General features: G+C 42.2%; 25 protein-coding genes, 2 tRNA genes and 1 pseudogene. All 28 read right to left on the bottom strand.

Features of this window, described 5'->3' with window-relative positions:
* Nucleotides 1–300 precede the first annotated feature (300 nt).
* The 28 genes and pseudogenes from lysS to M2369_RS18485 all read right to left on the bottom strand — a co-directional run bounded on the left by lysS (nt 301) and on the right by M2369_RS18485 (nt 25,698).
* Complete coding sequence (gene lysS / locus M2369_RS18620) at nt 301–1,800, bottom strand: lysine--tRNA ligase (RefSeq protein ID WP_057078729.1); 1,500 nt, start codon at nt 1,798–1,800, stop codon at nt 301–303.
* Between the two features lie 90 nt (nt 1,801–1,890).
* Nucleotides 1,891–2,892, bottom strand: a complete 1,002-nt coding sequence (dusB, locus tag M2369_RS18615) for a tRNA dihydrouridine synthase DusB (protein ID WP_008341796.1) — start codon at nt 2,890–2,892, stop codon at nt 1,891–1,893.
* Nucleotides 2,885–3,118: a helix-turn-helix domain-containing protein gene (locus M2369_RS18610; protein ID WP_008341798.1), complete on the bottom strand. Its 234-nt coding sequence runs from the start codon at nt 3,116–3,118 to the stop codon at nt 2,885–2,887. Before M2369_RS18610 ends, dusB begins: the two co-directional genes overlap by 8 nt.
* Nucleotides 3,070–3,573, bottom strand: a complete 504-nt coding sequence (folK, locus tag M2369_RS18605; protein WP_203143928.1) for a 2-amino-4-hydroxy-6-hydroxymethyldihydropteridine diphosphokinase — start codon at nt 3,571–3,573, stop codon at nt 3,070–3,072. Before folK ends, M2369_RS18610 begins: the two co-directional genes overlap by 49 nt.
* Nucleotides 3,570–3,932, bottom strand: coding sequence for a dihydroneopterin aldolase (gene folB / locus M2369_RS18600; protein ID WP_024719372.1), 363 nt, complete (start codon nt 3,930–3,932; stop codon nt 3,570–3,572). The genes folK and folB overlap by 4 nt, the downstream gene beginning before the upstream one ends.
* A complete protein-coding gene (gene folP / locus M2369_RS18595; protein ID WP_259255613.1) occupies nt 3,925–4,782 on the bottom strand; it encodes a dihydropteroate synthase in 858 nt (285 codons plus the stop codon). The genes folB and folP overlap by 8 nt, the downstream gene beginning before the upstream one ends.
* Before the next feature lie 9 nt (nt 4,783–4,791).
* Entirely contained in the window at nt 4,792–5,640 is an 849-nt protein-coding gene (gene pabC / locus M2369_RS18590) for an aminodeoxychorismate lyase (protein WP_061417642.1), read from the bottom strand.
* Nucleotides 5,637–6,230 carry an aminodeoxychorismate/anthranilate synthase component II gene (gene pabA, locus M2369_RS18585; protein WP_008341810.1) on the bottom strand — a complete coding sequence of 198 codons (594 nt, stop codon included), beginning with the start codon at nt 6,228–6,230 and terminating at the stop codon, nt 5,637–5,639. The genes pabC and pabA overlap by 4 nt, the downstream gene beginning before the upstream one ends.
* A 13-nt stretch (nt 6,231–6,243) precedes the next feature.
* Nucleotides 6,244–7,662: an anthranilate synthase component I family protein gene (locus tag M2369_RS18580; protein WP_249670788.1), complete on the bottom strand. Its 1,419-nt coding sequence runs from the start codon at nt 7,660–7,662 to the stop codon at nt 6,244–6,246.
* A gap of 124 nt (nt 7,663–7,786) precedes the next feature.
* Entirely contained in the window at nt 7,787–8,710 is a 924-nt protein-coding gene (gene cysK / locus M2369_RS18575; protein ID WP_017359310.1) for a cysteine synthase A, read from the bottom strand.
* Nucleotides 8,711–8,787: 77 nt separating this feature from the next.
* Nucleotides 8,788–9,696: a peptidyl-prolyl cis-trans isomerase gene (locus M2369_RS18570; RefSeq protein ID WP_396126130.1), complete on the bottom strand. Its 909-nt coding sequence runs from the start codon at nt 9,694–9,696 to the stop codon at nt 8,788–8,790.
* A 46-nt stretch (nt 9,697–9,742) separates the two neighbouring features.
* Nucleotides 9,743–10,618, bottom strand: a complete 876-nt coding sequence (hslO, locus tag M2369_RS18565) for an Hsp33 family molecular chaperone HslO (protein ID WP_007496169.1) — start codon at nt 10,616–10,618, stop codon at nt 9,743–9,745.
* A 15-nt stretch (nt 10,619–10,633) separates the two neighbouring features.
* Complete coding sequence (locus M2369_RS18560; RefSeq protein WP_008341820.1) at nt 10,634–11,410, bottom strand: type III pantothenate kinase; 777 nt, start codon at nt 11,408–11,410, stop codon at nt 10,634–10,636.
* 164 nt (nt 11,411–11,574) lie between these two features.
* Nucleotides 11,575–13,479, bottom strand: coding sequence for an ATP-dependent zinc metalloprotease FtsH (gene ftsH, locus M2369_RS18555; RefSeq protein ID WP_024719367.1), 1,905 nt, complete (start codon nt 13,477–13,479; stop codon nt 11,575–11,577).
* 95 nt (nt 13,480–13,574) lie between these two features.
* The gene (gene hpt, locus M2369_RS18550) at nt 13,575–14,114 is read right to left on the bottom strand and encodes a hypoxanthine phosphoribosyltransferase (RefSeq protein ID WP_007496175.1); all 540 of its coding nucleotides are present in this window, start codon (nt 14,112–14,114) and stop codon (nt 13,575–13,577) included.
* Nucleotides 14,111–15,533, bottom strand: a pseudogene (gene tilS / locus M2369_RS18545) (tRNA lysidine(34) synthetase TilS). The gene hpt and the pseudogene tilS overlap by 4 nt, the downstream one beginning before the upstream one ends.
* A gap of 96 nt (nt 15,534–15,629) precedes the next feature.
* Nucleotides 15,630–16,640, bottom strand: coding sequence for a protein kinase domain-containing protein (locus tag M2369_RS18540; protein ID WP_056703768.1), 1,011 nt, complete (start codon nt 16,638–16,640; stop codon nt 15,630–15,632).
* The gene (locus M2369_RS18535) at nt 16,624–17,358 is read right to left on the bottom strand and encodes a vWA domain-containing protein (RefSeq protein ID WP_008341829.1); all 735 of its coding nucleotides are present in this window, start codon (nt 17,356–17,358) and stop codon (nt 16,624–16,626) included. Before M2369_RS18535 ends, M2369_RS18540 begins: the two co-directional genes overlap by 17 nt.
* Nucleotides 17,359–17,434: 76 nt before the next feature.
* On the bottom strand, nt 17,435–19,918 hold the full coding sequence (gene spoIIE, locus M2369_RS18530) for a stage II sporulation protein E (protein WP_025206603.1): 2,484 nt from the start codon (nt 19,916–19,918) through the stop codon (nt 17,435–17,437).
* A 202-nt stretch (nt 19,919–20,120) separates the two neighbouring features.
* Nucleotides 20,121–20,192: transfer RNA gene (locus M2369_RS18525), tRNA-Glu, on the bottom strand.
* A gap of 25 nt (nt 20,193–20,217) precedes the next feature.
* Nucleotides 20,218–20,291 (bottom strand) — tRNA-Met (locus M2369_RS18520).
* Nucleotides 20,292–20,470: 179 nt separating this feature from the next.
* Nucleotides 20,471–20,869, bottom strand: a complete 399-nt coding sequence (locus tag M2369_RS18515) for a S1 domain-containing RNA-binding protein (RefSeq protein WP_003217901.1) — start codon at nt 20,867–20,869, stop codon at nt 20,471–20,473.
* An 82-nt stretch (nt 20,870–20,951) separates the two neighbouring features.
* On the bottom strand, nt 20,952–21,326 hold the full coding sequence (locus tag M2369_RS18510) for an FtsB family cell division protein (protein ID WP_007496186.1): 375 nt from the start codon (nt 21,324–21,326) through the stop codon (nt 20,952–20,954).
* 18 nt (nt 21,327–21,344) lie between these two features.
* The gene (gene yabQ, locus M2369_RS18505; RefSeq protein WP_039170118.1) at nt 21,345–21,983 is read right to left on the bottom strand and encodes a spore cortex biosynthesis protein YabQ; all 639 of its coding nucleotides are present in this window, start codon (nt 21,981–21,983) and stop codon (nt 21,345–21,347) included.
* Nucleotides 21,980–22,288: a sporulation protein YabP gene (yabP, locus tag M2369_RS18500; protein ID WP_007496190.1), complete on the bottom strand. Its 309-nt coding sequence runs from the start codon at nt 22,286–22,288 to the stop codon at nt 21,980–21,982. Before yabP ends, yabQ begins: the two co-directional genes overlap by 4 nt.
* Nucleotides 22,289–22,362: 74 nt before the next feature.
* Nucleotides 22,363–22,623: an RNA-binding S4 domain-containing protein gene (locus tag M2369_RS18495; protein ID WP_008341839.1), complete on the bottom strand. Its 261-nt coding sequence runs from the start codon at nt 22,621–22,623 to the stop codon at nt 22,363–22,365.
* The gene (gene yabN / locus M2369_RS18490; RefSeq protein WP_259255610.1) at nt 22,620–24,104 is read right to left on the bottom strand and encodes a bifunctional methyltransferase/pyrophosphohydrolase YabN; all 1,485 of its coding nucleotides are present in this window, start codon (nt 24,102–24,104) and stop codon (nt 22,620–22,622) included. The genes M2369_RS18495 and yabN overlap by 4 nt, the downstream gene beginning before the upstream one ends.
* Entirely contained in the window at nt 24,094–25,698 is a 1,605-nt protein-coding gene (locus tag M2369_RS18485) for a putative polysaccharide biosynthesis protein (protein WP_259255609.1), read from the bottom strand. Before M2369_RS18485 ends, yabN begins: the two co-directional genes overlap by 11 nt.
* Nucleotides 25,699–25,756 lie beyond the last annotated feature (58 nt).

Below are 25,756 nucleotides of genomic sequence, written 5' to 3'. Positions count from 1 at the left end.
ACCTATGATGTATCATAGGATTTTTTTATAAAAACTCGAATTAACAGGTACGTTTTGTCTTGTTTAGTTTTCAAAGATCATTTTCGTTATCGCTCGTAAGCGACTTTAATATCTTAACATTTCGCTTCGGTTGAAGTCAAGAACTTTTTTCATTTTCTTTTTTCAACCTCGTTGCTGTTTTGCGGCAACGAATAATAATATACCATCTGAATTCTTTTCTTGCAATAGTTTTTTTGAAAAAAGTTTCATTTTATGAAAAATAAAAAGCGCCACAGATCAAATGGCGCTTTTGTTGATGTATTAACGGTTTCTCATTTGCGGGAAAAGCAGTACATCTCTGATTGATGGAGAATTTGTTAGCAGCATGATTAATCGGTCGATACCGATTCCTAGTCCGCCTGTTGGCGGCATGCCATATTCTAATGCTTCAACAAAATCGTCATCCATGAGATGCGCTTCGTCATTTCCTTCTTCACGTTCTTTTAATTGAGCTTCAAAGCGTTCTCTTTGGTCAATTGGATCATTCAGTTCGGTGAATGCATTTGCATGCTCGCGACGCACGATGAATAGCTCAAAGCGGTCCGTGAAGCGCGGGTCTTCAGGATTTTTCTTAGCTAATGGAGAAATCTCAACTGGGTGCCCGTAAATAAAGGTAGGCTGAACCAGTGTTTCTTCTACTTTTTGCTCGAAGAACTCATTGATAATATGACCTACTGTCATGTTTTTTGTGATTTCAACATCGTGATCAGCAGCATGCTGTTTTGCTTCTTCTACAGACATCTCCTGCCAGAAGTCTACACCTGTTGCTTCTTTGACTGCTTCAACCATATGGAGTCTCTTCCATTCAGGTTTTAGATCAATTTCATCTTCTCCATATTGAATCGTTGTTGTTCCTAGTACCTCTTGGGCAATATGAGCAATCAAGTTTTCCGTTAGGTTCATGATGTCTTTGTAGTCTGCATATGCTTCATACAGCTCAATCATAGTAAATTCCGGGTTATGACGAGTTGAGACTCCTTCATTACGGAATACGCGGCCAATCTCGTATACTTTCTCTAGACCACCGACAATTAGACGTTTTAAATGCAGCTCGATCGCAATACGCATATAAAGCGGCATATCAAGTGCATTGTGATGAGTAATGAAAGGACGAGCTGATGCACCACCAGGGATGCTATGCATTGTTGGTGTTTCAACTTCTAGGTATCCTTTTGAATCTAAGTATCTTCTCATTGATTGAATGATTTTGCTTCGCATGATGAACGTCTGCTTACTTTCTGGATTGACAATCAGGTCAAGGTAACGCTGACGATAGCGTTGTTCTACATCTTTTAGTCCGTGATATTTATCAGGGAGCGGGCGAAGTGCTTTTGTAAGAACCTCAAAGCTAGTCGCTTTAATTGAAAGTTCTCCTACATTCGTTTTAAATACGGTTCCCGTCACACCGATAATATCGCCTAGGTCCGAGCTTTTGAATAATTCGTAAGCTTCTTCTCCTACGCTATCTTTACGTACATAGATTTGAATTTGTCCTTCTAAGTCTTGAATGTGTGCAAAGCCAGCTTTCCCTTTTCCGCGTTTTGTCATCATACGGCCAGCAATTGTTACTTGAGCTGCTTTTTCTTCTAAGTCTTCTTTTGAAAACTCGTCATATTCAGCAATAATTTGTGCGGATTGATGAGAACGGTCATATCGTTCACCGAATGGATCGATACCCTCTTCTCTCATTTTATTCATTTTGTCACGTCTTACTTGGAATTGATCATTTAATTCTTCGTTATTAAGCCCTTCATTACTCATTTATATCACTCCAATAATGTATTTTGCAGAGAAAAGCAGAAAAACTGCCAGTACGTGCACTAGCAGTGAGCTACAAAAAGAAAGATAGTCTTATCCTACTTTTATTCTTTGAAGCTCTTTTGCCTCGGCTTCGATCGTAAAGTCATCTAGAACTTTTACAAGCTCCGCTCTCGTTTCACTTTGATTGATTTGGTTTCTTACATCTGCATTGCCTCGGACACCTTTTAAGTACCATGCTGCATGTTTTCTCATTTCTCTGACAGCCACATGCTCGCCTTTCAGGTCTATGAGTCTGTCTAAGTGAAGTTTGCACACAGACATTTTCTCACGCACATTAGGCTCTTCTTTTAGTTCACCCGTTTCTAAATAATGAACCGTCCGGTAAATCATCCACGGGTTTCCTAGTGCGGCTCTTCCGATCATGACAGCATCTGCACCCGTTTCATCAAGCATACGTTTTGCATCTTGAGGGGTTTTGACATCTCCATTGCCGATGACTGGAATGGAAACAGATTGTTTGACCTCTTTTATAATATCCCAATTCGCTGTTCCTTCGTACATCTGCACACGTGTCCGTCCGTGAAGCGCAACCGCTTGTCCACCTGCTCGTTCAACAGCACGGGCATTGTCGATAGCGAAGATATGGTCTTCGTCCCAGCCCATTCTCATTTTCACAGTAACAGGTTTATCTACAGCTTCTACGACTGCGGATACCATTTCGTAAATCTTGTTTGGATCCAGCAGCCATTTCGCTCCTGCGTCACATTTCGTGATCTTTGGTACAGGACATCCCATATTAATATCAATAATGTCCGCCGTTGTATTCTGGTCTACAAACTTGGCCGCTTCTACGAGCGTGTCCTTTTCTCCCCCAAATATCTGAAGGCTCAACGGTTTTTCACGTTCATCAATGTACAGCATGCCCATCGTTCTGGCATTATTAATCAAGATCGCTTTGTCACTGACCATTTCAGCGCAGACTAAGCCCGCTCCAAACTCTTTCACCGTGAGTCTGAAAGCAGAGTTACACACACCAGCCATTGGTGCGAGCACTACTTTGTTTTTAATTTCGATATCTCCGATTTTAAACATCATGTCCCCTCCTTTCTTCTTCAAGAATTGGTGAAAGTTCTTCCACCGTTATATTTAAAGCATCTGCTATTTGACCAACCATTTGGTTTGTTGGTAATCGATTGCCTCGCTCAATTTCCCCTAAGACAGAGACAGAGATGCCCAGTCTTTTGGCGAACCCTTCCTGAGTATACCCTTTTAGCTTTCGGTATGCACGAATTCTTCTACCCCACATGTCTTTTTCCATATGCTTACACCTTCTTGGTCTGTTACGGCTTTTATCTGGGCTTCGCCGATTTCTGGGCAAATCTCACTCATCGGAACAAGAACGAATAAACGTTCGTACATTCTAGGATGCGGCACTACAAGTTGTTCTGTTTCAATATTTTCACGATTATAAAGTAAAATGTCAAGGTCAGCTGTCCGTGGACCCCACCTCACTTCTCTTGTTCTGCCCAACTCCTGCTCAATGTTCTGAGTCAGTGATAGAAGTTCTTCAGGACGAAGCGAGGTGGAAATCTTCACAGCCATGTTCAAGAAGTCATCCTGATTCTCGTAGCCTACAGGTGTTGTCTCATATATAGATGAAATGGATTCAACTTGAACACCTGGATGTTCGTGAAGTTTTTTGACAGCTTCTTTTAAGTAGGTTTCCTTTTTTCCTATGTTTGAGCCTAAAGCGATATAAGCTGTATTGTTCATGCGCGTGATCTCGTCATTTCAATGGCAACGGACTGATAGTGTCCTGGAATTGGCGGATCTGGTTTGATTACTTTTACTGTACATTCTTGAACTGTCGGAAAGTCCTTTAACACTTGATTTGCAATTCTTTCTGTCAGCGTTTCAACGAGGTTCACTGGGTCCCCTTCTACAATATTTTTGCAGATGTTGTAGAGCTCAGCATAGTTGATGGTCTCATTTAGGTCATCCGTTTGTCCTGCCTTACTTAAATCCAGTGAAGCTGTTAGGTCCACACGAAAGCGCTGGCCTAGTTTATTCTCTTCTGCAAATACACCGTGATAGCCGTAAAATTCCATTCCGTTTACATATACTTTATCGATGATAAGCGCCTCCTTTATTCAGCATGGCATCCATCATTTTTGCCATTCTTGCGATTTCTTTTACATCGTGCACTCGGACCATCGCGCTGCCCTTTTGAATCCCAAGACAGACCGTCGCACCCGTTCCTTCAGTACGTTCTTCAGGCGGCAGGTCTAAAACTGCACCGATGAATCGTTTGCGGGATGTTGCTAGAAGCAGCGGATACCCTAGGTGGCAAAAATGTTCAAGTTCATTCATGACCATGAGGTTGTCAGTTTTATTTTTCGCAAATCCTACACCAGGGTCTAATATAATCATGTCATCACCGACACCCGCTTGTTTTACAATTTGAACACTTTCTTTCAGATCTGCAATCATATCTGAAACCAGATGGGTGTAATTCCGCTCTGGTCGATTGTGCATTAAGATGATTGGCACGTTGTGCTTCGCTGCCACATGCGCCATTTGAGGATCAGCTTTCGCCCCCCATACATCATTAATGATTGAGGCTCCCGCTTTCACTGCCTCATCTGCGACATGGGCTTTATACGTATCAATAGAAATAGGTATGTCCAATTCTTTTGTGATCTTCTCAATGACAGGAATGACCCTTGAAAGCTCCTCTTGCTCTGAGACAAGTGCCGCTCCCGGCCGAGTCGATTCACCGCCAATATCAATAATATGCGCCCCATCTTCTATGAGCTGCGTTGCATGAGCTAGCGCTTTATCAATTTGATTGAATTTTCCTCCATCTGAAAAAGAGTCCGGTGTGACATTTAAAATGCCCATGACCAATGTCTTTTCTTCATAACTAAGGGTATGGTGCTTGGCTTGTATGATTTTAGGCTGTTTTATCAATTGTTGTGTCATTGTGTCCACCTACTCTTTATGTTCTAGACGTTCTTTTGTATATTCTGTTCTCAGCTTGGTCGAAATCGTTCGGTTGTGGTTTTGCAGAACGGTGTCTCCGATATTTTTAAAAGGCACAATTCCCTGAACCGAATTGGTCATCCACGCCTCATCAGCTGAGAGCAAGTGCGAGAGTGGATATCTTCCTTCTATTAGTGGGATCCCCGAAGCTTGCAGCGTTTCGATACAATATCGACGGGTAACCCCGTTTAAAATGCCGGTATCAAGTGAAGGTGTATAGATCACATCTTTTTTTCGCCAAAATAGATTTGACGTAATGCCTTCTGCCACATCGTCTTCTTTTGTTAAAAAGATCCCTTCTACCGACGGATCGTTCCCTACTTCTCTTTTCGCCAGCAGGTTGTTCATGTAATGATGCGACTTGAGCCGTCTTGGACCTTCCGGTGTGTTTCTTCTTGTATCAAGAATGATTCCCTGTTTTTCATCTACTATTGATTCAGGCCGGAAGGGGGAGATCATCACAAAAACAACAGGCTCCTCATAAGGGTCTGCAGAAAATCCATTGCCTCTGCCCGCAGAAACATTGAAGCGGATCCTCGCATGACCGTCCGTTATTTGGTTTTGATTGAATAATGTATGAATGATGTCGAGTACAAATGGTTTCTCTATTGTGGATTCGATGCAAAGGTCACGCAATGATTGATTGAGCCTTTCAAGATGCCAGTCTAACAAGAAGACTTGTCCTGCTAGAGAGGTAAATGTTTCGAATACACCGATGCCATATAGAAAACCATGATCAAAAGGAGAAAGAGTCGCGTCTTTCTCCTCTATATACTGACCGTTCAGGTAAATGATCATGCGTTTACTTCATTCCCCTTTTTACGATAGGTTTCAATGAAATTTCTGAGCATTTCTTTACCGAAGGACGTCATAATCGATTCTGGATGGAATTGAACACTTTCAATCGGAAGTTCTTTATGGCGAATGGCCATGAGTTCGCCTTCCTTTGTGCTCGCTGTTCTGACAAAGCACTCCGGTAGCGTCTCGTCTTTAACAATTAATGAATGATATCTCGTTGCGACGAGCGGATTTTGGAGTCCCGTGAAGACACCTTTGCCGTCATGTTCAATCTCTGATGTTTTCCCATGCATTAACCGCTCCGCACGAATGACATCTCCACCAAATACTTGTGCAATGGATTGATGACCTAAACAGACACCGAAGATCGGAATCTTCCCAGCAAAATGTTTGATCGCTTCCATACTAATTCCTGCTTCATCCGGACTGCAAGGTCCTGGAGAAATCATCAGAAAGTCTGGCTTAAGCTCTTCGATTTCTTGAATAGTGACTTGATCGTTTCGTTTTACAATCAGTTCTTCCCCAAGCTCACCTAAATACTGGACCAGGTTGTACGTAAATGAATCGTAATTATCAATCATTAATATCATACTCTGCTCACCTCTAACTCAAAATAGTCTCTTCTTTGCTCAACTGTAATGCTTTTTTCACTGCATAGGCTTTTTTAATCGATTCTTTGTATTCGTGCTTTGGTACAGAATCGATGACAATGCCTGCACCTGACTGCATGAAGGCTCTGCCCCCTGTACAATAAGCCGTGCGAATGACGATATTAAAATGCATATCTTGATTGAATCCAAACCAGCCTATAGATCCAGTATAAAGCCCACGCCTTGTCGGCTCAAGCTCTTCTATGATTTCCATTGTTCTCACTTTTGGCGCACCTGTAATTGTGCCGCCTGGGAATACAGCTCTCATGACATCTACTGCATCACAATCATCACGCAGCTCCCCTTGGACATTTGATACAATGTGCATCACGTGTGAATATTTCTCAATGGCCATAAACTCGTTCACCTTGACTGAGCCATAAGTAGACACTCGTCCAAGATCATTCCGCTCAAGATCAACGAGCATCACATGTTCTGCGCGTTCTTTTTCATCTTCAATGAGTTCTTTTGCCAGCGCTTGATCTTCCGCATCATCCTTGCCTCTTGATCTTGTGCCAGCGATCGGTCTTGTTTCGAGCTGAATGCCTTTTTTCTTAATAAGCAGCTCTGGAGATCCACAGACAATTTGGAAATCTGGCGTGTGCAGATATGACATATATGGAGATGGATTCACGTGACGTAATGTTTTGTATAAATGATATGGGTGGGTATGAAGCTGTTCATCTTGTCTAATGGATAGGTTCACTTGGAACACGTCACCGTTCGCGATATATTGTTTAATCGTTTCTACAGCTTCCCCGAAAGCTTCTTCAGTAAAAGGTGCAGCAGGTACACATTCCGAAGAAGACACATTGACAGGTGAATGTGCTGATTCTTCTGATGTGCTTGTCCAGCTGTGCTTTAATTCTTCGAGTCTTTGATGAACTTCACTGACAGGTTCGTCTCCTTCTGTATGAGTCATCAGCCAGAGGACGTCTTTATTATGATCAAAGACAGCGACATCATTGAATACGAGGAAATACAAATCAGGCGTCTTCAAATCATCGATGGACAGCATTTTAAAATGCTCGATATATCTTGCGTAATCATAGCTTAAAAATCCAATCGCTCCACCTTGGAAGTCAGGGTATTCGTCGTTCGTTTCGGTTTGTAGGGTTTGAAACCAATCAGCAAATGCCCTAAAAGGATCTCCCTCTTTGAACAACACCTCATTCTGATAATGGATGGTGGTCATCCCGTCCTTCCCTTTCGCTTTAGCGATCGGATGAATGCCGGCAATACTGTATTCTCCTCCACGTGCACTTTCAAGAAGGACGTGATGTGATTCATGAGCCGTTAATTGTTCGTATCGTTTCAAGAATGCATCTTTCGTAAAAGGAATTTTGATGCCCATCGGCCTACGTTGTGTCATGTAATCATCCTTTTTTATTTTCATTAATCTTATTGTAATGCAATCCATTTTAATTAGAAAATAGTATTTGCTTTCCATCTTCAGAATTCATAAAAAAACCCCAGCAAATGCTGGGGTGTATTGTTTAATCAAATTGATAAAGCGGCGTACTAAGGTAACGTTCACCGTTACTTGGAATAATCGCTAGAACCTTTTTCCCTTTACCAAGCTTCTTCGCTGTTTGAAGCGCTGCATAAATGGCTGCTCCTGAAGATATACCACCAAGGATTCCTTCTTCTTTCGCTGCCTTTCTTGCAAGTTCAAATGCATCTTCGTTTTTCACTTGGATAATGCCGTCATATACTTCTGTGTTCAAGATAGATGGAACAAACCCTGCTCCGATGCCTTGAATTTTATGCGGACCTGGTTTCCCGCCTGATAGTACAGGAGAATCTGTTGGTTCTACCGCATAAAGCTGAATAGATGGAATGGCTTCTTTCAGGACTTCACCAGCACCTGTAATCGTACCACCCGTACCAACTCCTGCAATAAATGCATCAAGTTCGCCGTCAAACTGTTCAAGAATCTCTTTCCCTGTTGTGCGGCGGTGAATCTCAGCGTTGGCTTCATTGCTGAACTGCTGAGGCATGAAGTATCCGTGCTCTTCCGCTAATTCTTCTGCTTTTTTGATGGCACCTTTCATTCCTTCTGCACCCGGTGTTAAGACAAGCTCTGCACCGTAAGCGCGTAAAAGGTTGCGGCGCTCCTGACTCATTGTATCCGGCATAACTAAAATCGCATTGATTCCTTTTGCAGCCGCGACCATCGCAAGACCGATTCCTGTGTTTCCGCTTGTTGGCTCAATGAGTGTGTCACCAGCTTTTAATGTACCTTTTGCTTCAGCATCTTCGATCATCGCTAACGCAATACGATCTTTTACACTGCTACCTGGGTTCATATATTCAAGTTTCAAGTAGACATCCGCACTGTCTTCATCTACTAAACGGTTTAATTTAACGACTGGTGTATTTCCTATTAGTTCAAAAACTGAATTTGCAATACGAGCCATCACTAACACCTCTATCTCCGAGTAATTTTATTGTATTAATATTAAATTATCAATTTCGAAAAATTTTGTCAATGCTTTTAGTCCTGCTCTCCATCGTAAAACCATGTGACTTTTGCTTCTTTCCACAGGGTTTTGACATTCGCCTTTTCACCCAGATCTTCCATGGCGATCTGCCTTTTGATCTGATCTTTGACTTCTTCATAAGAGAAAGAGCGGCCATTTAATTTTTCTTTTAATTGTATGATGGCATAACCATTTTTGATCTCGATCGGCTCTTTCGTCCATTCATCTGGCTTAAGCTTTTGGGCTTCTTGTATGTATAGGGCTGGAATGCTTTCTTGCTCTTCTGTGACAAATCCAAGATCTCCGCCGTAAGGAGAGGTATATCGATCGGTGGATCGCTCAGCTGCTACAGCTTCGAAACTAGATCCGCCCTTTAAATCTTTTAATACACTTTGTGCCTCGTCTTTTGTTTTCACAACAATGTGGCGAATTCGGTATGAGTCATCATATTGATACAAGTCTTTGTTTTTTTCATAAAAGGATGTGGCTTCTTTTTCAGAAACGACCGCATCTCTCGTTAGAAGCTGTTCTAATAAAATTTGATAACGAATCTGCTCTTTCCATTCCTTTTCACTTGTATGACCGTCTTCGTAGAAATTATTAGATACCGCTTTCAGCATCAGCAGCTCACGATTGATCTCTTTTGAAGATACCTCCAGCTTGTTTTCTTTCGCAAGCTGATTGACTACCTTCTGATTAATCATTTGTTCAAGTGTTGCCTTTCCGTAGCGATCTTCCATTTTCTTTAACCATTCTTGACGTGTGACTTTCTCTTTCCCAATAGAAGCAATTTCTTCACCGCTCTTCCCATTTGAAGAAGCCTGCGACATTTGTGACTTTGTTAATACATATGCAATGACAACGGCATTAATCATGAGCAGAACGAGGATAAATGTCCATACCACTCTTGCTTTCAGTCTCATCTTTCGTCTCCTTTCCATTCTAAAAAGAAAACCCGCTGCTTAGAGCTTAGCGGGTTATTTCTTCACGTAGCTCTTCTAGCTCTTCTTTTGTAAATACATACGTTTCGTTACAAAAATGGCATTGAGCTTCTGCTTGTCCGTCTTGTTCAATCATATCCTCAATTTCGGCTTTCCCTAGGCTGATAATACCGTTGGCAAACCGTTCTTTTGAGCAGTTACAAGAAAATTCGACAGGTACAGTTTCTAAGATTTGAGGTTTTTCACCGAGCACTTCTTCTAAAATTTCTTCAGGAGTCATCCCTTTTTCAATCAGTTTAGAGATCGGTTCAATGGTTGATAATCTCTTTTCGAGTCTTTCGATGACTGCATCTTCTGTTCCAGGCAGCAATTGAATGATGAAACCGCCTGCTGCAAGGATCGAGTTGTCTGGATTGACAAGAACACCCACACCTACAGAGGATGGCACTTGTTCAGAGGAGACCAGGTAATAAGTAAAGTCATCTCCAATTTCACCTGAGACAATTTCCGTTTGCCCTGTAAAGTGGTCTTTCAGTCCGATATCTTTGACAACACTTAACGTTCCAGATGTTCCAACAGCACGTCTAACGTCCAGCTTCCCATGTTCATTTAAATCAAAGTGAACTTGTGGGTTTGAGACATATCCGCGCACCTGACCTTTTGCGTTTCCATCTGCAATGATGGCTCCGATCGGCCCACCGCCTTCAATTTTGACAGTTAATTTATTCTCGCCTTTCAGCATGGCTCCCATCATGACAGTCGCTGTCATGGTTCTGCCGATTGCAGCTGAAGCAGTTGGCCACGTATGGTGTCTTCTCTGCGCTTCGTTGATTGTATCTGTTGTGTTCGCAGCATACGCACGGACTTTCCCGTCATATGCTAACGCTTTAACTAAATAATCCATTTTGATTAAACCCTCCTATAATACACCGACACGATTGCGTTCATAAATTAATTGAAGTCCTTTTAATGTGAGGAACGGATCGACAATATCAATACAGTCTGATTCATTTCCAATCAATGTAGACAAACCGCCTGTTGCAATGACTTTCGGTGTTTGTTTGGCTTGCTGCTTCATCCGTTTCACTATTCCCTCGACTTGACCAACATATCCATACAGGATACCTGATTGCATCGCACTAATCGTGTTTTTCCCTACGATATGATCTGGACGAACAATTTCAATCCTTGGCAGCTTAGCCGCTCTTGTATATAAAGCCTCTGTTGAGATGGTAATACCCGGTGCAATTGCGCCACCCATGTATTGTTTTTGTTCATTGATATAGCAGTAGGTTGTGGCTGTTCCAAAGTCTACCACAATGAGAGGCGCCCCATACAGATGAATGGCCGCCACTGCGTTTACAATTCGATCAGCGCCGACTTCCTTTGGATTGTCACACATAATGTTTAATCCAGTCTTCATGCCAGGCCCAACGATTTGAGGAGTAATGTGAAAATACTTTTCGCACATTCTTTCCAGAGCAAACATCATTGGCGGGACAACAGAAGAAATGATAATCCCTTCTATCTGGTCAAACATCAGCCCTACATAGTCAAATAAGGATCGGATTGCCATACCAAATTCATCTTCTGTTTTATGACGGCTTGTTTCAATCCGCCAATGGTAGTTCAAATCGCCATTATGATAAACACCTAAAACGGTATTTGTGTTTCCTACATCTATCACGAGTAACAACTTCATCACCACTTTGAATAGTGTCTCAAAAAGAGCATTTTTCGACTTTCTATCATACCATACACGAATTGAGTTCCATTTGTAAACAATTCGAAACCGATCCATTCATGAATCGAAATAAAAAAAAGCTGCCGGTGAGCCCGACAGCTTTTTATAGAAGGAGATTAGATCTCCTCGTCTTCTTCTTTTTTCTTGATGTTCACTTTCACATCATCGTTTTTCTCTTCGTCATCTGCGTATACACGCTCTGGAAGCTTTCCAGTTTCGTAAAGAGATTTAATTTGTTCAGCATCTAATGTTTCCACTTCTAGAAGAGCTTGTGCGATGATTTCTAGCTTATCTTTATTCTCAGTGAGAATTTGTTTCGCACGTTCGTAGCTTTCTTTGATGAAGCGCTGAACTTCTTGGTCAATTTCATAAGCGATCGCTTCACTATAATTCGGCTCGTTGTTGAAATCACGGCCAAGGAATACTTGACCTCCTTGTGCTTGACCGAATTGTAGAGGACCAAGTTTATCAGACATACCGAACTCTGTGACCATTCTTCTTGCAATGCCTGTTGCACGCTGGAAGTCGTTGTGTGCACCTGTACTTACTTCACCAAACGTAATTTCCTCTGCAACACGGCCGCCGAGCAAGCCGACGATTTTATCAAGAAGCTCTGGCTTCGTTTGGAAATAACGGTCTTCTCTTGGAAGCATGACCGCATATCCGCCTGCCTGACCACGAGGAACGATCGTTACTTTATGAACCATATCCGCTTCGTCTAGGATAAGCCCAATGACGGTATGACCTGCTTCATGGTACGCCACGATATTACGTTCTTTCTTCGAAATGACACGGCTTTTCTTAGCCGGTCCAGCAATGACACGGTCAGTCGCTTCGTCGATATCACGCATATCAATTTTCTTTTTGTTTTGACGGGCAGCAACAAGTGCTGCTTCGTTTAGTAAGTTCTCAAGATCTGCCCCAGAGAACCCTGGTGTTCTGCTTGCAATGGCTTTCAAGTTGACTGTATCATCAAGCGGTTTGTTTTTCGCATGAACCTTCAGTACTTCTTCACGGCCAATGACATCTGGGCGGTCAACCGTAATTTGACGGTCAAAACGTCCCGGACGTAGCAATGCAGGATCTAGGATATCTGCACGGTTCGTTGCAGCAATGATAATAATCCCTTCGTTGGCACTAAAACCATCCATTTCAACAAGAAGCTGGTTAAGCGTTTGTTCACGCTCATCATGACCACCGCCAAGACCTGCTCCACGCTGACGACCCACTGCATCAATCTCATCAATAAAGATTAAGCAAGGTGCATTCTTTTTCGCATTTTCAAACAAATCACGTACACGTGATGCACCGACACCGACGAACATCTCGACGAAGTCAGAACCACTGATGCTGAAGAAAGGAACGCCTGCTTCTCCTGCAGATGCTCTCGCAAGCAATGTTTTACCTGTACCTGGAGGTCCTACTAGTAAAACCCCTTTAGGGATTCTTGCGCCAAGCTCCGCAAATTTACGTGGATCTTTTAAGAATTCAACCACTTCTACGAGCTCTTGTTTTTCTTCATCCGCACCGGCAACATCTTTAAATTTCACACGTTTCTTCTCTTCTGTGTAAAGCTTTGCCTTACTCTTACCAAAGTTCATGACACGGCTTCCACCGCCTTGAGCTTGGTTCAATAAGAAGAAGAACAGGATAAAGATGATGATGAATGGAATGATGGTTGTCAGAACTTGCAGCCATCCATTTGTTTCAGGTGCTGGTTCTACTTTTACATCTGTATTCTTCAGTGCACTGTAAATCTGGTCAACACCTTGACCATCTGGAACATGGGTAATGAAGTATTCATCTTTCTTCGCGCCATCTAATTGACCACGAATTTCATAAACCCCTCTTACAGGCTGGATGGAGATACTCTCCACTTTTCCCGCACTTAAATTTTGCGAAAATTTGCTGTAAGACATGTTCTCAGGCTTTTGATTAGGGGATCCTAACCAACTGACAACCCCTATCACAAGTAATAAAATAAGTATATAAAAAATCGTATTACGAAAAACCCGATTCATTCCTTACCTCCTCCCACAGTAAGCACAACTATGTTCAATAGTATCATAGAAAATCATTCCAACACAACCAATAACCTCATGTAAACGTGTGCTCATTAGCCTTCGTAAACAGATGGTTTTAACACTCCAATATACGGGAGGTTTCGGTAACGTTCGGCAAAATCCAATCCATAGCCAACAACAAATGCATCTGGTACTTCAAACCCAACATAATCTGCTTTGATGTCTGCTTTGCGGCCGCTTGGTTTATCAAGCAATGTCACAATTTTAATGGAGTTTGCTTTACGGTATCGGAAAAGCTCTACCAGATAACTCAAAGTTAACCCACTGTCGATGATATCTTCCATAATTAGAATATCTCTTCCTTCAACAGAAGTATCTAGATCTTTGATGATCTTCACTTCTCCAGAAGATACGGTAGACTTTCCGTAGCTAGATACATCCATAAAATCAAGCTCTAAATATGTATCAATGTGTTTGATCAGGTCTGCCATGAATGGAAGAGCCCCTTTCAAAACACCAATAGCCAGGGGAAATTTACCATCATAATCGCTGGTTAATGTTGCACCCAGTTCTTTCACTTTTAGCTGGATCTCTTCTTCTGAGATCAAAATCTTTTCAATATCTTGTTTCATGCTTTTGCTTGCCCCCTACAAATTTTCGTGCTGTCTATATTGTAATACAATGAGATCGCTGTTTGTCATATCAATTTCTTCAAAAACGGATTTTTTCAGACCTGGGATCCAGATGATTTGATGATCCGAGTCAGTGACGATCGGCCAGCTGTCTCTTTCTGCAAGAGGCACTTTTTTATCAATAAATATATCTTTCACCTTTTTTGATCCATTCATCCCTTTAAGTTTGATTCGATCACCGTTTTTTCGTGAGCGAATGATCAAAGGAAGACGAACATGATCTTTTTGAAGCAAGAAAAAATGGTTTCCGTTCCGTGCATCCTTCGGAACATGATTTGATACCAAGATAGACTGTCCATTCGGGAGAAAAAGTTCCTCGCCAAGCTCACCTTTTAAATGATGAGTATATGACTGATCTATGACAAGCGATCGTTCAAAGGTAAACATACAGTGATCATAAGATTTGACAGCTTGTAAACCTTTTGGCAAATCTAATGATCCAGACGGTTGATCAGTATGAGATAACCAGTCCAAAGTCCCTAGAATATGCTGGTTTGAAAACGCTGATTGAGTGTTTTCATAAAGATAGTTTAATATTAGTTGAATGCCTCTTCTTTGTAAAGGCAAAGGCAGGTCAAGCAAAGGCTTCGTTTTGATCTCAATTTGCTTAGGCGTTTGATTCGTAATGACTTGATGCATTTGATCCTTTGTTAATGCCTGCAAGTACTGCTCATCCTCAGTCAGCATGTCACTTACAAACTGAAAGCTTTCATGCACATGAGGTGCCTCTTCTTTTAACACGGGAAGAACGTGTCTTCTGATCCGGTTTCTCAAGTAGTCATCGGTGTGATTGCTTTGATCAATGACATAAGGAACTTGTTCTTTTTCGCAAGTAGTGAGTACATCATCCTTAGAATATCCAATCAGCGGACGAATCAGCCACCCTTCTTGAAAAGGGCGCTTTGCTTGTATACCTGCGATTCCTATTCCAACAGTCCCTCTTGTCAGCCTCATCACCATTGTTTCTACTTGATCGTCTCCATGATGTGCAAGCGCTATAAATTGAGCGTTGTACTGTTCCATCAATTGACGAAAGAAAGCATATCTGCACTCTCTTGCAGCTGCCTGTTTGTTTAAGCGGTTTTCTTTTGCATATTGGGTGACCTGTATACGAGCCGATTCAAAAAGGATCTCATGCTCTTTACAGTACGCTTCAACAAATGCCAAATCAGCAAAGGATTCTTCTCCTCTGAACATGTGATCTACATGGGCTGCAATCAGCTGAAAGGAACCTTTTCGACGTTTGTTTAGTTCATGCAGCAAGAGCATAGAATCTGGTCCGCCAGAAACCCCGACAATGACTGTCGTATTTTCAAGGAAAACATCATGTTTTTTCAAAAAAGATTCAATTCTATTCACAACTTCCTCCTCACAAAGAGCAGGTAATTTAAAGATATACATATCCTATCACTTTCATTAGCTCCAAGCAAAGAAGAAGCCTGCTTTTTTACAGCTCTATAATAGGAATAAAACCACATAGGCACAGTAAAGAGCGAGCACACTGCATAAGATGAGAATGGTTTCAAAAAGACCGCCTGATTTTTTGCGTACTGATGTTCTTTTCGCAGCAGCAACTCTTGATCGTGAAGGTACGGTCTGTTGATGTTGAGGAACAGCTGACTTTTGCCTATTTTGCTGTGATGGCTTCTTTTGTCGTGATTTTCTTGAAGCAAGCAATTGTCCTTCTTTCAGCATCGCGCTTTTCATGTCTGCCGCTGATTGATATTTGCCTTGGAGAGCCGCTTTTAACACCCTCTCATATCGCTTTAATAAAGGATGTCCTTCAATCGCTCGATAAAGCTGCTTTTCTGGTTCTGCCCCTTTTTTAAATTCTTTTTTATAGGCACAGTTCACCATGACCATACTTAAGGCAAATAGATCATAAGAAGGTTCTGCTTTTCTTGTACCGAAGCCCCAGTAGCCGCGGTCAAAAAACTCGGTGTATTCCTTAATCGCCCTTCCTGCCTTCGTTGTTCCTCCAACATCAATACAACGAATCGTAGCTGGGGGTCCTGAAACGATGAGATTATCAGGCTTCAAGTCACCGAAGATCCAGCCTTCCTTATGTAAGTGAGCAAGGTTAGACAACAGTTGAATCATGAGAACGACGATCCATTCATCGCCTTTTTGTTTCACAAATTCAAGCAGCAATGGCCCTCTGACATACTCCATGACATAAAACGACCGTTTCTCTGACATTCCAGGATAAAGAGCATCATCCATATCATAAAAAGAAGGCCCCATGGTTTTCACAGGAGCCTTTGAAAAGGATTTTAATACATTGACTTCAGATGCAATGAGCATACTGTCATCACTCACTTTAAGGGCCACTTGTCCCTTTGGCGATTCGGCCAGATAAACCACACCGTTCGCCCCTTTTCCCAGCTCTTTTACAATGCGGTAATGTTGGTGATGCCACTTTCCCTTTATCATTGTACCTAATGGGATGTTAGAAGCCGAATTCATCATGTTCTTCCTTCGCTTCAAGCAGCCCTTTTCGTGATCGAACTGATTTGAAATGCTGGAGTGCTTCTCGAATTGCTGGTCCTGTCGGTGTAATTCCTCCTGTTGTCAGCTTCGGGAAAATCGATGATAACGAATCGAACCGTGGCGTCCAGTTCAACACAATTTCTGCATCTGAGTTTTTCCCGGGAAATACACACATCCCAAACTGATTTTCACCAATTCTCGAATTTAGACTAATAGAGAGATCGATGAGTGCTTCTTTGACCGTTGGCAACTTCGGTTTCATACTTGCACTCGTATCCACAAGCACAAGCACTTGAAGATGAACCGTCTCACCGAGCTCGTCCACAACTTCCATCACTTCTCCACGCTTATCTGGGGGAAGTTCTTCAATTTCAGTATCTTTGCCAAGAATTTGCTGCAATTCTTTATTCACAACACCTTGTAACGTTTGCGTCATCGCCTTTTTTGTAACCATTTGTACGGTTTGAGACAATTGCTGAACGTAGACAACCTGATGAATGCCTCCGCCTGCTAGAGCAATCCCCTCTACTTCTTTCATCGCTTCATGATCGTGTCTGTTCTCTTCCATAATGCCAATGACATTGACTGTGATCCCTTGCTCCTTTGCCAATGCGGCAATCGCAAGTGGGTCTTCCCCATGATTTGAGCAGCCATCTGTAATCAGTAAGATTTGGTTTACGTGACCTTTTCGCATCTTCATTCCTCCTGGGATTGTAACTGAATGCTTATATCCCCATCATCGCCAGAAGAAATTCATATTATACGATATTTCAAGAAATCTCTTGTTTCTGGAGATAGAATGTACCTGTCGGAATGGATGCCCATTTTGGTGTATTGTGGTCAAGCCTAATGACGACAACCGTCATATCGTCATCGATTTGACCTGCTCTTGTGCGAATGACCTCCTCCATTAATAAATCAGCAATCTCTTGCGGATCTTCTGTTTTAAAGCTCTTCATTTTTCGTTTGACCCACAAATCATGATTTTCGATATGCTTTGGTCCTTCAAAGATACCGTCGCTCATCATGATAAGGAGATCTCCTGCCTTCATCTGTTCACTCACCACTTCTACTTCAAATTCATCAATAATGCCAATAGGCAAGTTGCTGGCCTGTACCTTCATCACTTGATCACCACGTTTAATAAAACTTGGAGTGGAGCCAATCTTGAGGAACTTACAGCTCGCATCCTGTAAATCAATGATGGATAAGTCTAATGTGGAATAGACTTCATCTGTTGTCCGTAAAGATAAAATGCTATTAATCGTTTTAATCGCTACTTTTTCATCAATACCAGACGCCAAGATTTTTTCTAACAGCTTGATCGTTTCATTGCTTTCAAAATGGGCTCTTGCTCCATTTCCCATCCCATCACTAATAGCTGCGGCATATTTACCTGCACCCAGCTCCATCATGCTGTAGCTGTCTCCAGATACTAATCCTCCGCCTTTCGCTGCATGTGCTACACCTGTAGACACTCGATACGATTTTGCAGAACCGAATACAACATGACAATAACCTGTTGGATGCTCCGCACACTGCTCTGCTTTGACTAAAACTTGTTCTTCTAAAATATCCGAGAGCATTGGAGCGATGATTTTTTCGCATTCCCCATGACCTTGGCAATAGGGAATTCTCATCTCTATATCAACATTTCCCTGTTCTAAGCTATAAATTTCAACTTGCTGAATTTCAATTCCAAAGTTCTGAAGTGCTTCTATCATCTGCTCTTCCTGAATAAAATGCTGCTCTCTTTCTCGTTTTATTTCCCGGGAAAAATCCTCCATGACTTGCGAAACACCCATCAGTTGTTCGGCCACAAGGCGCCTGCTGTCTTGGACCTTTTTCTTTAAGGTCTGATTTGCTTTATAGTAAGCTATCTCCTCTTCAATCAATTCTTCTACATGCTTTGATTTTGAGCAGTGCTGACTGAATTTCTTTTTCAACTTCCGGTTATGCTCGTACGTTTTTTCATCAGATTCATGCATAACTTGTTTCATGAGTTCATAGGTTGTATCAAAGTTCTGCACCCAGCATTTATTTTTCTTATAGCACGTTTGACAGGAACGTTCTGTGATCGTACTTAAAAAAAGATCTACATCCTCTTCCTGCTTCTTCTCCTCAGGAATGGATTCGTAAAATGTCGCAAAACTCTCAGACAGCGCATGAAATACATTAGAGAATTGATCTACCTTTTTTGCTGTCACGTCTCGTACTTTTCTGGCATATTGCTGCTGTTCCTGTACATGCTCTACCGTACCAGGAATATATTTTGCCACCTTGGACGTTACTGACTGTGGCGTGAGCAAAAACAGTGCAACTGCGATGAGTGATTCATATAGCGTTGTCATCAGCCCTGCTGACCCTTCACCGTAGAGGGAGATTAGTAAAGAACCCACAATCAAGCCGATGGCGGCTCCTGCTTTTTTCCCCTCTTTTAGTAATCCGCCTAATAAGCCCGAAAAGGCAAGCAGACTCATCTGATAAAGGTTGCCGATGTTGGCGAGACCAAGAATTAATCCAGTTACAACACCCACTGTACAACCAATACTCGCTCCTCCAATAAAGGCAAAGCTCAACACTACATATCGTGACAAAATATGCTCTGCCTGCATTCCTTGAAATGTGATCCCAGCCAGACCTGTTAAAACTGAAGCGATTAATATCATAAAGCAAATAATTTCTTCAACCTTTAAAGAGTGTTTGATTTTCCTGACTGTAAAAATCGGCAAACTTTGAAGAAAAATCAGTGTCAAAATGAAGGCAAGTCCAGCTTCAACCCCCGCCATCACATAGTCATAGCTTTGAACCGCACCCTGCTCGAGGTAAACAAAAGTTCCCCTGGTCATCAGCATTGAGAGCACAATCACAACCGGTAATGTTTTCACTGGGTCTTTGATGATAAATGAAACGACCTTTGACATGAGGAGGAATACGATCAATGACGCAAACACGAATAATGCATTTTGAGGTGATATCGTCATCGCTCCAGCGAGTAAAGCAAGACAAGCAAGCATTGCTTTATCCCTTTTAATGAGCAGCATGGACCCAAAGAAAGGCAATGCAAACGGCATAATTTCAGATAAGATAAAGGCTCGTCCCAATAAAAAGCCCAGAACAACATAAATAAACCCTTTATAGAAAAAAAGAGAATGCGTATGATGAAGAAACAGGTTTTTCATCTTTTTTAACCCTGCACTGATTCTTTCAAACCCGGCTCCCGTTAAATCAGTTCTTCTTTCTAGTTTTTCCATCTTTTCATCCCCCACCTGATATTCGTTGCTTGCATTATAGCGAAGGTGAAAAAGAAATTTTGTCAAAAGAAGTTGTCGTTTCCATAAAACGTTCGACGCTTTATTTGCCAAAAAGGCATACTTTCTTGAAAGTCGATGTCTTTCATCAGAATTTTACGAAAGCACAAAAAAACAGCTTTCCTATAGAAAGCTGTTTTGAAGATGACCCGTACGGGATTCGAACCCGTGTTACCGCCGTGAAAGGGCGGTGTCTTAACCGCTTGACCAACGGGCCTTGCTTATCGTTCTTTTTAAAAGGATAGCGGCGGAGGGGATCGAACCCCCGACCTCACGGGTATGAACCGTACGCTCTAGCCAGCTGAGCTACACCGCCATAATATAAAATGCGCTAAGAAGCACAAGAACTATAATACAAAGGATTCGCTTGTCCGTCAATAGAAAGTTTTAAATTAAATGGCGAAATCACAAAAAACGTTGAATTTGTATTGAAAAAAAGCACCCGCTAAACAGCAGGTGCTTTGTTGTGAAAGATATATAGAAAGCAGCAACAAGTTAACCTCTTCTTGCTCCGCGTCCCCCACGTTTTGATTCCGTGTTACGTTTTAAAGATGTTAAGCGGTCTTCACTATCTTTTAAGAATTTGTTCATTTTTTGCTCAAACGATTCCTTCGGACGGAAATCATTTCTGCTCGGTCTTGATTGTTGTTGTTGAGGACGATCTTTTGCTTTTTTAATGGACAAGCCGATTTTACCGTCTTTTTCAACGTTAATCACTTTCACTTCAACTTGTTCACCGACTTTTAAATGCTCATTAATATCTTTTACATAGTTATCGGCTACCTCACTGATATGAACGAGACCAGTTGAACCGCCTGGCAACTCCACAAAAGCTCCAAAATTTGTAATGCCCGTAACTTTCCCTTGTAACTTGCTGCCAACTTCAATCGACATAAAAAAAGTGCTCCTCCTTAGACTTATAAAAAAATCTCATTTGTTCAATTATACATAAACTGAATTTTAAGTGTCAACAAGGCTAATCGCTCTTATTGCCCACATCAAAGATTTTTTCGCCTTTTTTGGACATATAATAGTCCCGTCGTGCCAGTTCGAGTACGTATTCCTTGCTTTTCAGCTTTTTGATTTCATCAGAAATATCTTCCTGCTTTGTTTGTAATTGCTTCAATTCTTTTTCAAGCGCAACCTTCTTCTCTTCTTTTTCTTTCAATGCAGACGATTGCGACCAGAGGGCACTTGTTACCAAAACAGCAAACATGAGCACAATGACTCCAAACACGGTAAGCCTTCTAAGGAGTCCCCGGCGTTTGCGTTTTAGGCGCTGCGCTTGCTGTTCCATTTGTTTTTGATAATCATTTTGAATTTGTGCGATATTTCTTTTTCTCTCGTTCAAGGATGAAGGCCTCCTCTCTTACTTTGTCCAGAATTGTTTCCATTTCGTTTTCATGGTACGAGATACTTTCTTGATCCCTTGTAAAATTCCTGCTCCTTTTGAGAAAAACAACCTCATTGATGTTCGCCATTTTTCGGGAATTCGATGAATAATGGTTACATTGAGTAACCAAATAAGCGGATAACAAACAATATACAGCACCTTCCACACGAGTCGAAACGCAAAACGAACAAGGCGTAAGAGCAAGTGGAACAAGAACAGAAGAGCACTTATGATCAAACCAACGATCCAGCGAATGGGCTGGAAAACCATCGACATGATCAGCCTTTTCAGGACGAGAACAGTCTGATAAATACACCTCATCACAAACTTGAGGATGTTCATATACAGCTGTTTCATCAATGCCTGGTACATCGAGAAACCTAAAGCAACAGCTAGAAAAATATAAAGCCTGAATTCTCCCTCATTGGTCAGTAGCAGGACATAAAAGAATAAGAGACCCTGCACCACCCAAAAAAGGAGGTCGTGAATGACCAGCAGCCATTTTGCTGTTTTTTCCCGGTTCACAAACAGCTTGTACGTATCCAGCGATGCGCCCAGCCAGATGCCCATCGCCGCCATCGAAAGCATCGTATAAAACTGGACCGTCAGTGTCATTTAAACAGCTTGCTAAAAAATCCTTTAGCTTTCTCCCCGTGCTGCTCATCTACATAGATTAAGTCAAAGACACGCCCTTTAATGGACACAACGCCCTTTTCTACATCTAAGTTTTTCATTTGCAGATTTTCTCCGCGAATGGCGAGGACTCCCATGACAGTCTCAAGCAGAAATTCTTCATTATCAAAGCTCTCGACTTGTTTGACCCCGGTAATATCTAAATGCTTTCTGTTGCGCATTGTGACATGATGCTCGGCTTCTGATGACAACTTCGTGCCTTGAGGTTGATTATAATATTGATTCATTTATACATCCCCCATATCTCATACTTGCATTGTTACTGCATTGTATGTGACAGGCGGGACATTTAGAACAAGCCCTATTCTGCTGTTTTCTCTTCTTTTAGCACGGTATACATGCCAGCAGCTTCTTCTTTTTTCGTTGTGTCTTTTAACTCGTTGACTTGAACGGTCACAAGCTTTTGGCCGAAGCGGATTTGAAGCTCGTCCCCTTCTTTCACGTCAGAGCTGGCTTTCGCCTGCGTGCCATTAATGGAAATTCTCCCTTGATCGGCTACTTCTTTTGCCAATGTTCTTCTTTTGATTAAACGAGACACTTTTAAGAATTTATCTAGTCTCATGTATGTTCACCTCTTTCTATGCGTTTAGCATCGTTCCACAGATCGTCCATTTCTTCTAGGGTCAAGTCCTCTAGTGAACGCCCTATGTCCTTTGCTTTTTGTTCAATATGCTGAAAGCGCCGCATAAATTTTGTGTTTGCAGAAGAGAGGGCGGTTTCAGGCTCTAGCTGATAAAATCTGCCGATGTTGACGAGAACAAACAAAAGATCCCCAAATTCATCCTTCATCTGCTTTGTTGCACCTTCATCCGTCTTATCTGCCACTTCCACAAGGAATTCCTGCTTTTCCTCTTCGTATTTGTTCCAAATATCCTCTACTTCTGTCCAGTCGAAGCCCACTTTCGCTGCTTTCTTTTGGAGCTTATAGGCTTTTGTTAAAGCTGGAAGAGTCGTTGGAATGGATTGCAAAATAGATGCTGCACGCTCCGGTTTTTCCTGCTGCTTGATTTTTTCCCAGTTGGCGACGACATCTGATGCTTCAGACACATCGGTATCACCAAACACATGCGGATGTCGTCGAATCATTTTTTCTGTGACATGCTGGATGACGTCATCCATTGAGAAATAACCATCATCTTCACCAATTTGGGCATGGAGTAAAACTTGAAGCAGTACATCTCCGAGTTCTTCAACCATATGATCTGGATCGTCTTCATCTATGGCTTCCAGCAGCTCATAACATTCTTCAATTAAATATGGTTTGAGCGACTCATTCGTTTGTTTTTGATCCCAAGGACAGCCGCCAGGACCTCTTAATGTACGAATGACTTCACGGAAAGTGTCAAATTGTTGATAGAGTAGCTTTTCATCTTGGATTGGAGGCACATAAACACTCGTTAAGTTATTTATCGACACATCTCGATCAAGTTCAAATAAAGGAACACCTGTAATCTGTTCCTGACTGCTTCCAGCTGCCGTTACGATAAAGACTTCATAATCGTCAGGTAGCTTTTCCATGAGGGTCAGCTTCACATTCGAGGCTGTCATCTGATCATATACTTGACAGATCAGCACATGCTGGGTCAACTTTAGATCATCCGCTCTCATATCCCCTGCGTCAACGAATTGCAGCCCTTCAATTGGGTCAATCTGTAAGGAATTAAACGTCGCATCCAAAAAGCTTTGTCCACCAGCCACGTACACCTCAACCCCGCGCTCCTTCTGTTGTGAAACAAGAAGCTGCACTGTCTTTTCCGCTACAAACGGGTGACCTGGTACTGCATAAACAATATCTTTCCCCTCAGCCTCTCGGAAGAGAATGTCTGTGATTTCCTCATACACTGCATCAAACTGATCATGCTTTTCATATATCTCATCAAAAAAGGTCAGAGACGGGACTTCCTGCATCAATTCTGCGGTGAGTGGATGATCCTGCGTTCTCATGTATACTTCTTTCGCCTGCTTCAGCTGCTTATATACACCGAGCGTCAGCTGATCCATGTCGCCTGCCCCAAGACCAACGACTGTAATCTTACCTGCCATTTCGATTCCCTCTCATCTGTTTAAAATATAAAATCTTTTCTCCTAATGGAATGAGTCTCCATTCCTCTTCCGTAAATACGTCTAGCTTAAGAATACTATATAAAAAGGCGAAACCACCAATAAAAACTGAAGTCAGGCTCTCTAAAACAGAAAACGGACGTTTCTCAAAGGGAATGACCCAAGAAAACAATGCCTGATATCCAATTAAAACGACGGCCATGAATGCTGCTGATAAAAGAATTTTCACTGGGAATAGCTCTCTTATTGAAATCCACCCTTTATGCTTCAAATACACCGCATTGAGCGCAGCGGCGGCGAGAAACCCACAAACAGTCGACCATGCGGCTCCATAAATGCCGAATAACGGGACAAGAGCCAGCGTCAGCCCCCATTTCACCAGTACACTGATCAGGACCACAATAGCCGGGTACACGGTATGTCCCAGACCCTGAAGTAAAGCGGTTTGCGTAATCGCCATTGATGTAAAGGCAATGGATATGCAAAATATTTGCAGCGCATCTGTCCCTAAGTCATTACGAAAAAGCATAATGTTTACAGACGATAAAATACATATAAGCCCGACAGCTGAACCAACCCCCAGCACCGATGTTGCCTTAAACGATGTACGTACTTTTTCACGAATTGCTTCATGCTGCCCTTTTCTTAAGGCCGACGACAAAAACGGAACAAGAGACGTCCCGATACTAATTGCAAACACCGTCCCGAGCTGCAGGAACGGCTGACCTCGGTCATATATGCCTTTTGCCGCCTTTGCAGCTGCTTCACTCAGTCCCTCACTGCGCAGCAGCGCATACAAGTGAAAAGCATCGATCATTTGCATCCATAGGATCAGCAATCCACTCACACAAATCGTCAATGTATACAGCACCAAACTCTTCAGCACATCTTTTTTCCGCAGTGTAGCCTGTTTTAATGTCTTGCTCGCTGACAACCGCTTCCGATAGGTCAGCCAAAGGAAAAGAAGCAAAAGGAGTGAAGCAGCACTTCCAGCTATAGAAGAGAACACCGCACCCGCTCCTGTTTCATAAAGCGAATAGCCATGTCTCACAAAATAGAAAGATAAAACAAGCAGGACGCCTACTCTGATGAGCTGCTCAGCCAATTGAGAGACCGCAGTGGGGAGCATCAGCCCATCACTCTGAAAAACACCCCTCAGCATCACGGTAAGTGGCAGAAATAAAAACACAAACGAACTCATCTGGATGAGAAGCATTAATTGACTGTCCGCCATGAGATTCGCAATTGTGCCTGCTCCTATATATAAACAAAGAAATAAGACCAAGCTCAGCAAAGTGATATACACCAAGGATACCTTTGTAATGATTCGGCGATTCTCCTCACCATGCTCGCTCAGGAGCTTGGACACCATCACAGGAAAACCAGTGGTGCCGAGCATAATCGCAATGCCAAGAAAGGGATAGACCTGCTGATAAATATAAAAACCTGTGTCTCCTACGATATTTTGAAAAGGGACACGATATACGGCACTCAGTACCTTTGATAACAAGCCTGCGATGGTTAAAATCACCGCACCTTGGAAAAGCCAATGCGGCTGATTCACAGCATTTTTCATGGATGACTCCTTTATGTTCAATCAAAAAATATACCTGCATTTAAACGCACTCATTATA

The organism is Bacillus sp. JUb11 (assembly GCF_024807925.1).
Lineage (GTDB): Bacteria > Bacillota > Bacilli > Bacillales > Bacillaceae > Bacillus > Bacillus altitudinis.
Note: the sequence above shows the minus strand (reverse complement) of the source record. Positions and strands in the feature narration are given on the sequence as shown.